The following is a 10,402-nucleotide window of genomic DNA, read 5'->3' on the forward strand; positions in this document are numbered from 1 at the left end:
GGCGCGACAGCGTGACGCTGACCCACACCGACAATGCCGGACCAAGCCGCGCCGTGGTGCCGCTCGGCACCCCGCTCAGCCCCGGCGACACGGTGCTGGTCGGCGAACGCTGGTTCTGACGAAGTACGAAGTACTTCGTCATCTTCGCGCTAGCGCGAAGCACTTGTCGCTGAGGGCGCGAGTGAAACGAGCGAACCCGGGATCTCGAGATTCCCTGATGGGCAATTGCACATCTGAGGTCTGGTCCGGAGCCTGTCATCGGGCGGCGCGAGCGCCGACCCGTTGGGACCATCCCGGAATGACGCCCGAGAAGTGAGCGCGTCTTATTTCCTCAAATGCTTGGCAAGAAAACTCATGCTGCGCGGCCAGGCGATATCCGCACGCGTCTTGTCGTAACTTGCCCGTTCGTCGCAGTGAAAGCCGTGCTGCGCGCCCGGATAGACGTGGATCTCGACATCGGGCCGCTTGGCGCGGATGGTCTCGACATCGCTGAGCGGAATGCCGGCGTCCTTCTCGCCGAAATGCAGCTGGGTCGAGACTTTCGGCTTTTCGTCGGCAAAGCGAACGATCGCGCCGCCGTAATAGCCGATCGCCGCGGACAGGCCTGACAGCTTGGTGGCGGCAGCATAGGCGACGCTGCCGCCAAGGCAAAACCCGATGATCCCGACCCGACCGACACTCCTGACGGCATCGATAGCAGCCTGGGTGTCGCGCAGCATCGCCGCCCAATCGGGGTTGGCGACGAACTTGCGCGCCACCGCCACCTCATCCGGCGAATAGCCGGACTGGAAATTCCGCTCGACGCGGTCGAAGATCGCGGGCGCAATGGCGACATAGCCCTCGCTCGCCAGGCGATCGCAGACCGCGCGAATGTGGTGATTGACGCCAAAGATTTCCTGGATCACCACCACCGCGCCCTTGGGCGTAGTGGCGGGGTCGGCGCGATAGCCGCCCAGTTGAAAATTGTCCGAAGCCGTCAGCGTGATGTCGTGTCCCACGGGTCATCCATCTATTTCGAGAGTTGCACCAAGTTGTTTGCGGTGGAGTTGGAAAGTATCCGGCGCCAGCCCGCCTAGCATTGCCAGCCCAGTCGTATTCCGCATCGCCCATCCAGCCGGTCAATCTGCGCCCTGCGGAGTTGGGGACAAAGCTGCGGCCCATTCTATCTCGGTCTCCTGGACTGTGGGAACTGGCCCACCCGGCAAGCCGCCGCTTTTTACGACCGCAGCTACGCTCGCCAAATCCGGTGATGCAATATGACACCATCATTGCCGCACCGCACAACATTGGTTTGGAATTTTATTTTCTTCGACCAATTCCAAATTGCATTGCCTCCCGAATGGATCGCGATCATTCTGCACGCTACTGGCATCGGCCCGGTGGGTGCCAGCCAATACCAACAAGTGAGTTGCCGCCGTAAGCGGCTTCATGCACCGGCAGGGGAAGAGACCATGCCTAATCTCAATATCAACGGACGGAATATGCCCGTCGAGGCGGCGAATGATACGCCGCTGCTCTGGGTCATCCGCGAACAACTGCAGATGACCGGCACGAAATTCGGCTGCGGCGCCGGACTGTGTGGCGCCTGCACCGTTCACATCAACGGCGAGGCCGTGCGATCCTGCCAGACCCAGCTCGGCGATGCCGTCGGCAAGAAGATCACCACCATCGAAGGACTCAGTGCCAAGGGCGATCATCCGTTGCAGAAGGCATGGATCGCGGAGCAAGTTCCGCAATGCGGCTACTGCCAATCCGGACAGATCATGCAGGCAGCCTCGCTGCTCTCCAAGAACGCCAACCCCACCAAGGACGAAGTGGTGGCCCACATGGACGGCAATCTCTGCCGTTGCATGACCTATTCGCGCATCCAAAAGGCGATCATGCGTGCGGCCTCCGAAATGCGCACCGCGTCCACGGCTACCGATCGGAGAGCAACATGAATACGCACGTGAAAACCACCAACACTATTGTCGATCGCGAGCCCGCCGATCTCAGCCGCCGCTCGTTCCTCGTCGGCTCCGCCGCCGCTGGTCTCGCGCTCGGCTATTCCGCCGTCCCCGGCCTGCTCGGGGCCGATCAAGCGTTCGCCGCGACCGGCAATTTCGATCCCAGCGTCTGGTATTCGATCGCGCCGGACGGGATCGTCACGGTCACCTGCGGCAAGGCCGACATGGGCCAGCACATTGCCTCGACCATGGCGCAGATCATTTGCGAGGAACTCGGCGCGAGCTGGAAGGACGTGCGGGTTCAGCTCGCTTCCAACGATCCGAAGTTCAACGACCCCGTGCTCGGCGCGCAGGTCACCGGCGGCAGCTGGAGCACGATGATGAACTTCGATGCGATGAGCCGCGCGGGTGCGGCGGGGCGCATTGCCTTGACGGAGGCTGCGGCCGCAGCGATGAGCTTGCCGCCCTATTTCAAGGACGAACTGGTCGTCAGGGAATCCTCGGTTACCCATCCGAAGACGAAGAAGTCGATGACGTTCGCGGAAATCGTCAAGAGCGGCAAGGCCACCAAGACCTTCACGCCCGACGAACTGAAGGCGATCAAGCTCAAGACGCCCGACCAATACACCATGATCGGCGTTTCGGTTCCGCAGCTCGACATTCCGTCCAAGACCAACGGGACCGCCAAATACGGCATCGACGTGATGCTGCCAGGCATGGTGTACGGCAAGGTCGTCACGCCTCCGGTGCGCTATGGCGCCACGGTGAAATCGGTCGACGACAGCGAGGCGAAGAAGGTACCGGGCTTCATCAAGGCGGTCGTGCTCGACGACAAGACCGCGACGACGACCGGTTGGGTGGTGGCGGTGGCCAACACCTATGCCGGCGCCCGCAAGGCCGCGGATGCGCTCAAGGTCAGCTATGACGGTGGACCCAACGCCAAACTGTCGAGCGAATCGCTGCTCACCGAAGCCAAGCGGCTGCAGGGCCTCGACGACTCCGGCCTGTTCTTCGTCAAGGACGGTGATACGGCCGCGGCGTTCGGCACGGCGGCCAAGGTGTTGGAGGCCGAATACACCACCAGCATCAACATCCATGCGCCGATGGAGCCGATGACGGCGACGGCGCAGCAGCAAGGCGATATCTGGCATATCTATTCCGGCAACCAGTTTGCGACCCGCTCGGGCGGGATCGCGGCCGGCGCCGCCGGGGTCGATCCCAAATTTGTCGTGCTGCACCAGATGTGGCTGGGCGGCGGCTTCGGCCGGCGCCTCGAAGGCGACATGATGGTGCCGGCGGTGCAGGCGGCGAAGGCCGTTGGCAAGCCGGTCAAGATCATCTACTCGCGCGAAAACGACATGACCATGGACTTCTCGCGTCCGTTGACGTTCCAGAAGATCAAGGCCGGTCTTGACGGTGACGGCAAGCTGGTCGCGATGAACCACGACGTGGTGGCCGCCTGGCCGACCAAGCGCTGGGGCATCCCCGACTTCCTGTCGCCTTCGGTCGACAAGAAGGGCGCGCTCGACGCGTTCACGGTGAATGGTGCGGACTTCTTCTACTCCGTGCCCAACCACAACGTCCGGGCGATCCTCAACGAGATGGCGCATAACGCCACCCCGTCGGGCCAATTGCGGTCGGTCGCACCGGGCTGGACCTTCTGGGCGGTCGAAAGCATGGTCGACGAACTCGCCCACGCCGCCGGCAAGGACCCCGCGCAGTTCCGGATCGACCTGCTCGACGGTAAGGGCGACAACGCCGGTGGCGCGCAACGCCTGCGCAACACCCTGCTCGCGGCGATGGGCATGGCCGGCTACGGCACCAAGCAACTGCCGAAGGGCGAAGGCATGGGCGTCGCCTGCGTGTCATCGCAGGAAAGGAAGACCGCAAGCTGGACCGCCTGCGTGGCCCATGTTGCGGTTGCGCCAAGCGGCGAGGTCAAGGTCAAGAAACTGACCGTGGCCACCGACGTCGGCACGCAGGTGCATCCCGACAACATCCGCGCCCAGGTCGAGGGCGCGGCGCTGTGGGGGCTGTCGCTTGCGATGTACGAGAAGGCGACCCTGAAGGACGGCGGTATCGAACAGACCAACTTCGATACCTACACGCCGTTGCGGATGAGCCAGATGCCCGAAGTCGCCGTCAGCGTCATCGCCAATGGCGAGCACGCCACCGGCGTCGGCGAACCGGCGGTGACGGTGATCGCGCCCGCGCTTGCGAATGCGATCTACAACGCCTCCGGCGCCCGCGTCCGTGCGCTGCCGATCACGGCAGAGGCGGTCAAGGCGGCGATGTCGAAGGCATAAGTCGGCAACGCCGATAACGACAACGATCCGCCGGAGGTCTTCCTCCGGCGGATTTTTTGTGTCCGGGGTGTCGCCCCGGGGGCTTTCGTTCAAATTTTATCTTCAGCAAAAGGCCCGCATTCACAATCTCTCTTAAGCCGCGGGGAATGTCTTGTCGGTAGCTTGTCGCCGGGTCGCCTGCATCCGTCAACGAGGGTCTATGTCCACTCAAGCCAACCCGACTTCATCCAAACGCCGGCTGCTGCTGGCATCCGATAACGGCGACCAAAGCCTCGAGTTGGCGAGTATCCTGCGATCCGTGAGCGAGGTGGATACCGTCTCGACTTCGGATCTTCCCGACGCGCCGGCCGGTCATTTCGCGGGGATCGTGGTCGATATCAATCTGCGCTCGGCCGAAAGCGTGCAGCGGGTTCGAAACAAACTGAGTTCCGAAGCCTACCGGGCGATGCCGCGGCTGTTTGTTCTCGCCGACGCCCTCCACCACGGGTCGATGCAGGCGTGGGCGCTGGGCGCGACGGACACGATAGCGCGGCCGTTCGACGCCGAGGGCATCCTGCAGCGGATCCGCGCCGCATTTCCGGACACCCACGGATTTGACGAGACGGATCGCGGCAAAACCTTGAACCGAGGCGTTGCCGCCGCGCACGAGGTGATGGTCAAGATATTCAACAAGCTTCCGGCCGGAGTTCCGCTGAAATTCAGCGACATCGTGGCGGCCGAAAACAAGATTCTCAAAGCCATCAAGCACTCTTCGCTGCGGGAATGGCTGACCGCGGTCGGCTGCCATCACACCGACACCTATCGCCACTGCCTGTTTGTGACGGGGTTTGCCGTTGCGTTTGCCCAGCATCTCGGCATGCGGGAGGACGACCAGCGCCGCCTGACGCGCGCGGCCCTGCTGCACGACGTCGGCAAGGCGTTCCTCCCGGTAGCCATTCTGGACAAGCCGGGCACTCTCACCGAAGAGGAAATGAGCGAGGTCCGCAAACATCCGCGGCTCGGCTATGATGCTCTCGCAGCCTCGGGCGGCTTCCCGCCGGAGATGCTGGATGTGGTACTGCACCATCACGAAGTCCTGGACGGCACCGGCTATCCCGATGGCCTGCGCGGCGATCGGATCAGCGACATCGTGCGGCTGACCACGATCGTCGACATCTATTCAGCGCTGGTGGAAGCGCGGGCCTACCGGGTGCCGTTCACCCACGCCAAGGCGTTCGCGATCATGGAGCAGATGAAGGACAAGCTCGATCCGCATTTGCTGCAGGCGTTCCGGCCGGTGACCCTGGGGGCCTATTGAACGACCCTCGCCGTCCCTAAGCGACGAACCATACTTTCCTGGCGCTTGCCGGATTGCTTCGCTTGCGCTCGCAATGACGCAGCCCGGTACCCCGTGCCCCAGGCGTTAAGTCCTAGGCCGGAACCTCCTGATACGAAGAAATCTCGATCAGGCTGCCGTCGGGATCTCGACAATAGACCGAGCGCAGCATGCCGCGGGCGCCCTGTTTCGCCACCGGACCTTCCTCGATCGCCACCCCGCACGCCCTGAGATGCGCCACGACCTGCTCGGGCGTGCTGGAGGTGAGAAAGCACAGATCGTCGCTGCCGGCGGTTTCATGGTCGGCGGTGAACCACTCGACCTTGTCGGCGCCGCGCGGCCGCACATTGATCTTCTGGTTGCCGAAAATCAGCGATGTCCTGACGGTCTTGCCCTGACCGGGGTCGAAAACCCTGATCTCCATGCCGAGGATCTTTCGATACCATTCGGCGGAGCGCGCCACGTCGGACACGTTGATCACGATGTGATCGAGCGCGTTGACTTTAACCGGCATAAGCGATCCTTTCGTCGTGTCCCAACATAGACCGGCCAAGCTGGCCGCGCCGCGGTTTGTTTGTTACAACGCAGGCCGTCGTTAATTCAACAAGATCGAACCGCTCGAGGCGGGTTCGGCACCGCAGGGAGACAACGCATGGCGTCACGCCGCTCCGCGATAGGTCTGGTTGCACTTGGCTTATGCGCCCTCACCTCGCCGATTGGCGCCGCCTTTGCGCTGGATTATCCGACCCGGCCGGTCCGGTTCATTGTCGGCTATCCGGCCGGCGGCTCGACCGACATTATCGCCCGGCTGATCGGACAGCGGCTGTCGGAGCGGCTGGGCCAGCAATTCGTGATCGAGAACAAGCCCGGTGCCGGCAACAACATCGGCACCGAGACCGTGGTCAAGGCCGACCCCGACGGCTACACGGTGCTGCTGGTCAATCCCGCCAATTTCATCAACGCCTCGCTCTATGCCAATCTCAACTTCAATTTCATCCGCGACATCGCGCCGGTCGCCTCCTTCAATCGCGTCCCGAACGTGATGACCGTTGCGAAGGAAGTGCCGGCGAAGACCGTCGCCGAATTCATCGCCTATGCGAAGGCCAATCCCGGCAAAGTGAACCTGGCGTCGTCGGGCAACGGCACGTCGGTGCACCTATCCGGCGAAATGTTCATGGCCATGTCGGGCGCGAAAATGTTGCATGTGCCCTACCGGGGCGCGGCGCCTGCGATCACCGATTTGCTCGGCAACCGCGTCCAGGTGATGTTCGACAACATGCCCTCCATCATCGAACATGTCCGTGGCGGCGCATTGCGGGCGCTGGCCGTGACAACGGCGACGAGGTCGCCGCAACTGCCTGACGTGCCGACCGTCGCCGAGACCGTTCCGGGCTATGAGGCAAGCGCGTTGTTCGGCATGGGCGCGCCGATCAAGACCCCGCCCCAGATCATCGAGAAACTGAACCGGGAGATCAACCTGGTGCTGGCCGAGCCGGAGATCAGGAAGCGCCTGACCGAACTCGGCGGCGAGCCGCTGATCAGCACCCCGGAAGCGTTCGGCGCGATGATCGCGGCGGAGACCGAAAAATGGGAGAAGGTGGTCAAATACGCCGGGATAAAGGTGGAATAGACCGGCTGCGTCAGCGCGCGGGGATCCGGCGCTGACGAGGGTGAGGTCAGGTGCCGCCGGAACCTGCCTTGTCGGAAGATTCTTCCGCCACCGGGGTGGCCTTTGCAGGCTCGGGTTCCGGGTCGAAGCCGAAGAGTTCGACGAGATATTTGTAGTATTTGGGCAGCTTCTCTTTCAGTTGCGCTCGCGTTTTGGGCTCATGCATCGATTCCTTGCCCGCAAGGAAGATGCTCGCGGTCACGGCGAAGAATTCCTTGTGGTTCTTCATGGCATATTCTTCTTTGCCGAAGACGTGCTTGGCCATGGCGTCGCCGTGGTAAGCCCTGATGCCCAGATTATCAAACCCTTGCGGCATCAGCTTGGCGTGGTAGGCGTGGAGAAGCTCGTGAAGCAGGACGGGGTCTTCGGCATGCTTGAGCATGACCGGACGCAGCATGATGACGCCAGGTCCCGCATCGGCGGCCAAATCAACGAGATTCGGATTGCTCCAGCGCAGCTTGCCTTCATCCCAGGTCGTGAAGCTGGAGGACATGCGCTGGTTTCTCTCGGGCGAGAGCGGGCCGTAGCAAGCGACCCCGGCTCCCTCGTCCAGACAGGTCATCTCGCTGGCGACAATCGGCACCGTATGGAAAAACTGCACCACCTTCGGGCTCAGGCCGACGCTCTCCACGACGTCGAGCTGACGCCGGAGCGCGTCGGCGATGGCGGCGACATCCTTGCGTTCGGAATTTTCGGACAGGTCGAAAACATAACCACGATAGGTTTCAAAGCCGGCTGGTAACGCCTGCGGCGGCTCGACCTGAACCGAGCGAGGACCCGCGCCGGCAAGATGGGGAGCAAGCGAAAATATGAAAACCACTGAGCCCAGCAATAATTTGCGCATGATTGTCCCCCTGTACGTGTCGGTTTGCCTTCGGAGATAGATGATTGGCGATCGGACGCCGAGCCGGTTGTCGAAACGGCATCATATTGATGCGAAATTGCAGTGCCGTTTAATTTTTCCGGCTAACTTTGTTGGCCGTGTTCTGACGCCGTTAACCACAGGTGGCACGCGTGAAGCCGCGTTGGCACGTACTTTGGACATCCTTCGGGACGCACCGAGGCTTCCGCGAAACGCGATTGACACCGGCTCGGTCGGCTCTATACTAAACCATATGGTTAAGTATAGAGGTCACACCCTGGACCGCACCTTTGCTGCGCTCGCCGACCCAACCCGGCGGGCGCTGCTGGCGCGGCTCGGCCAGCATGACAGCATCTCGGTGACCGACCTGGCGCAGCCATTTGCAATATCGCTGCCCGCGATCATGAAGCATCTCGGCGTGCTGTCGGACGCGGGCCTTCTCGCGCGGGCGAAGACCGGCCGCATCGTGGCGTGCCGGTTGACGGCCGGGCCGATGGAGCAGGCGATGGACTGGCTAAACCGCTACCAGCGGTTCTGGTCGGAAAACCTGGTCCGCCTTGCCGCTTTCGTGGAGGAAGAAAAATGGCCTTCAAATCGAGTGTTGCCGGCGATGCCGGGCTCGCTACCAGACCAAGCCTCTCGTTCAAGCGTCGTCTCAATGCGTCGCCTGAGAAAGTCTACGCGGCGTGGACCGACCCGGAAAAAATAGTCCGATGGTTCGGACGCGCGGACGCGAAGCCCGGCTCGTTTCAGGCCAACATCGACGCGCGGATCGGCGGGCGCTTTCGCGTCAGCTTCTCTACCGATGCCGAATACTACGAAGTCGGCGGCGTCTACCGCGAGGTGGTGGCGAACCAGCGGCTGGTATTCAGCTGGGCCTGGCATTCGACCCCGGAGCGTGAATCGCTGGTGACGGTTTCGCTGCAACCCGATGGCGACGGCACGCTGCTCACCCTTCTCCATCAGCAGCTGTTCGATCAGACCGCGCGCGACGGCCACGAGCGCGGGTGGATCGGTGCGCTCGACAAACTTGAGAGATTTACCGCCTGAACCCCGCAAGGCACGGAGCCCGCCATGCAGCCGCACAAGATCGTCTCCCGCAAGGAATGGATCGAAGCCCGCAAAGTCCATCTGGCGCATGAAAAGGAATTTACCCGCGCCCGCGACCGGCTGAGCGAGGAGCGCCGCGCGCTGCCATGGGTCAGGGTCGACAAGAGCTATGTTTTCGATGGGCCAGGCGGAAAGAGGACGCTGGCCGATTTGTTCAAGGGACGCAGCCAGCTCGTGGTGCAGCATTTCATGTTCGCGCCCGACTGGAACGAGGGCTGCAAGAGCTGCTCGTTCTGGGCCGACCAATTCGACCACATGACCCCGCATCTCGCCGCCCGCGACACCACGCTGGTCGCGATCTCGCGCGCGCCGCTGGCAAAGCTCGACGCGTTCAAGGCGCGGATGGGCTGGACCTTCGACTGGTTTTCATCGGCGAACACCGATTTCAACTACGACTACGCGGTCTCGTTCAGGCCGGACGAAATCAAGCCGGGCGCCAGGGTCTATAATTTCGGTACCTCGGACTTCGGCGTGGAGGAGGCGCCGGGCATCAGCATCTTCTATCGCGACGAAGCGGGTTCGGTTTTTCATACCTATTCGTGCTTCGCGCGCGGCCTCGACATGATGAACGCCGCCTACCACTACCTCGACCTGACCCCGCTCGGCCGCCACGAACAAGACTTGTCCTACCCGATGGCCTGGCTGCGGCTGCGTGACCAGTATGAGCCTTCGGCCGCCACGGCGGCCTGCTGCCAGAGCTAGCTCACGCGGGTCGCTGGACGACGGCGGTGCTAGCTGGTCTGCTCGCCGGCAATGGCGCGATCGATGGCGTCGATCAGCACCTGGGTCTCGATGAATTTGATCCGCGCCCGCTCGGCCTTGTCGCGGTCGAACGGGGCGGCGAGGGTTTTTGCAAAGACATCGCGGTCCTCGGTCATGCGTTCGCGCGCCTTTTTCAGGGTCTCAATTCGCTCGCTCATCTGGGCTTCGCTTTCGTTGGCCGCGCGCTTTCCGTTGGCGCGAATGGCTTGGGCGGGCGCCTGTGTTCGGGATTTGCGCTGTGGCAGCTCGCCGGGGGCGCCGCGTCAGCCCGGAACCCGCAAAAGTCGATGGATTTCTGGCGCACCCGACACGATTCGAACGTGTGACCTTTGCCTTCGGAGGGCAACGCTCTATCCAGCTGAGCTACGGGTGCGTGGAGGTTCATTTAGCCGATTGGCCGGGCCTCGGCAACGGGCTGCAAGGGCTAAAGCG

General features: G+C 62.7%; 10 protein-coding genes, 1 tRNA gene and 2 pseudogenes. 8 read left to right on the forward strand and 5 right to left on the reverse strand.

The window, feature by feature from the left end; all coding sequences use genetic code 11:
* Positions 1-119: pseudogene (locus tag E8A46_RS15890) on the forward strand (polysaccharide export protein); the annotation flags it as partial.
* Positions 120-323: 204 nt separating this feature from the next.
* Here E8A46_RS15890 and E8A46_RS15895 read toward each other — a convergent pair.
* Complete coding sequence (locus E8A46_RS15895; protein ID WP_291562428.1) at positions 324-998, reverse strand: dienelactone hydrolase family protein; 675 nt, start codon at positions 996-998, stop codon at positions 324-326.
* 453 nt (positions 999-1,451) lie between these two features.
* Here E8A46_RS15895 and E8A46_RS15900 point away from each other — a divergent pair, with 453 nt between their 5' ends.
* The 3 genes from E8A46_RS15900 to E8A46_RS15910 all read left to right on the forward strand — a co-directional run bounded on the left by E8A46_RS15900 (position 1,452) and on the right by E8A46_RS15910 (position 5,549).
* Positions 1,452-1,940, forward strand: a complete 489-nt coding sequence (locus E8A46_RS15900; protein ID WP_291562454.1) for a (2Fe-2S)-binding protein — start codon at positions 1,452-1,454, stop codon at positions 1,938-1,940.
* Positions 1,937-4,252, forward strand: a complete 2,316-nt coding sequence (locus E8A46_RS15905) for a molybdopterin cofactor-binding domain-containing protein (RefSeq protein WP_291562431.1) — start codon at positions 1,937-1,939, stop codon at positions 4,250-4,252. The genes E8A46_RS15900 and E8A46_RS15905 overlap by 4 nt, the downstream gene beginning before the upstream one ends.
* Before the next feature lie 199 nt (positions 4,253-4,451).
* Positions 4,452-5,549, forward strand: coding sequence for an HD domain-containing protein (locus E8A46_RS15910; protein WP_291562434.1), 1,098 nt, complete (start codon positions 4,452-4,454; stop codon positions 5,547-5,549).
* A gap of 112 nt (positions 5,550-5,661) precedes the next feature.
* On the opposite strand, the gene E8A46_RS15915 is transcribed toward E8A46_RS15910, so the two are convergent.
* Positions 5,662-6,081, reverse strand: coding sequence for a VOC family protein (locus tag E8A46_RS15915; RefSeq protein WP_291562436.1), 420 nt, complete (start codon positions 6,079-6,081; stop codon positions 5,662-5,664).
* 138 nt (positions 6,082-6,219) lie between these two features.
* Between E8A46_RS15915 and E8A46_RS15920 the strand changes: the two genes are divergently transcribed.
* Entirely contained in the window at positions 6,220-7,197 is a 978-nt protein-coding gene (locus tag E8A46_RS15920) for a tripartite tricarboxylate transporter substrate binding protein (protein ID WP_291562440.1), read from the forward strand.
* 46 nt (positions 7,198-7,243) lie between these two features.
* Here E8A46_RS15920 and E8A46_RS15925 read toward each other — a convergent pair whose 3' ends face one another.
* The gene (locus tag E8A46_RS15925; protein ID WP_291562442.1) at positions 7,244-8,080 is read right to left on the reverse strand and encodes a hypothetical protein; all 837 of its coding nucleotides are present in this window, start codon (positions 8,078-8,080) and stop codon (positions 7,244-7,246) included.
* Between the two features lie 271 nt (positions 8,081-8,351).
* On the opposite strand from E8A46_RS15925, the pseudogene E8A46_RS15930 reads away from it, so the two are divergent.
* The 3 genes and pseudogenes from E8A46_RS15930 to E8A46_RS15940 form a co-directional block, all read left to right on the forward strand.
* Positions 8,352-8,543, forward strand: a pseudogene (locus E8A46_RS15930) (helix-turn-helix domain-containing protein); the annotation flags it as partial.
* A 137-nt stretch (positions 8,544-8,680) separates the two neighbouring features.
* On the forward strand, positions 8,681-9,148 hold the full coding sequence (locus tag E8A46_RS15935; RefSeq protein WP_291562445.1) for an SRPBCC domain-containing protein: 468 nt from the start codon (positions 8,681-8,683) through the stop codon (positions 9,146-9,148).
* Positions 9,149-9,172: 24 nt separating this feature from the next.
* Positions 9,173-9,910, forward strand: a complete 738-nt coding sequence (locus E8A46_RS15940) for a thioredoxin family protein (RefSeq protein WP_291562448.1) — start codon at positions 9,173-9,175, stop codon at positions 9,908-9,910.
* 29 nt (positions 9,911-9,939) lie between these two features.
* On the opposite strand, the gene E8A46_RS15945 is transcribed toward E8A46_RS15940, so the two are convergent.
* Positions 9,940-10,128, reverse strand: coding sequence for a hypothetical protein (locus E8A46_RS15945; protein ID WP_291562451.1), 189 nt, complete (start codon positions 10,126-10,128; stop codon positions 9,940-9,942).
* A gap of 138 nt (positions 10,129-10,266) precedes the next feature.
* A tRNA-Arg gene (locus E8A46_RS15950) sits at positions 10,267-10,343 on the reverse strand.
* Between the last annotated feature and the right edge of the window lie 59 nt (positions 10,344-10,402).

Origin of the sequence: Bradyrhizobium sp., assembly GCF_004799445.1 — a bacterium.
GTDB lineage: Bacteria > Pseudomonadota > Alphaproteobacteria > Rhizobiales > Xanthobacteraceae > Bradyrhizobium.

Coding starts and splice junctions, on each gene's coding strand:
- E8A46_RS15900 (WP_291562454.1), top strand. CDS start 1,452: ATGCCTAATCTCAATATCAACGGACGGAATATGCCCGTCGAGGCGGCG.
- E8A46_RS15905 (WP_291562431.1), top strand. CDS start 1,937: ATGAATACGCACGTGAAAACCACCAACACTATTGTCGATCGCGAGCCC.
- E8A46_RS15910 (WP_291562434.1), top strand. CDS start 4,452: ATGTCCACTCAAGCCAACCCGACTTCATCCAAACGCCGGCTGCTGCTG.
- E8A46_RS15915 (WP_291562436.1), bottom strand. CDS start 6,081: ATGCCGGTTAAAGTCAACGCGCTCGATCACATCGTGATCAACGTGTCC.
- E8A46_RS15920 (WP_291562440.1), top strand. CDS start 6,220: ATGGCGTCACGCCGCTCCGCGATAGGTCTGGTTGCACTTGGCTTATGC.
- E8A46_RS15925 (WP_291562442.1), bottom strand. CDS start 8,080: ATGCGCAAATTATTGCTGGGCTCAGTGGTTTTCATATTTTCGCTTGCT.
- E8A46_RS15935 (WP_291562445.1), top strand. CDS start 8,681: ATGGCCTTCAAATCGAGTGTTGCCGGCGATGCCGGGCTCGCTACCAGA.
- E8A46_RS15940 (WP_291562448.1), top strand. CDS start 9,173: ATGCAGCCGCACAAGATCGTCTCCCGCAAGGAATGGATCGAAGCCCGC.
- E8A46_RS15945 (WP_291562451.1), bottom strand. CDS start 10,128: ATGAGCGAGCGAATTGAGACCCTGAAAAAGGCGCGCGAACGCATGACC.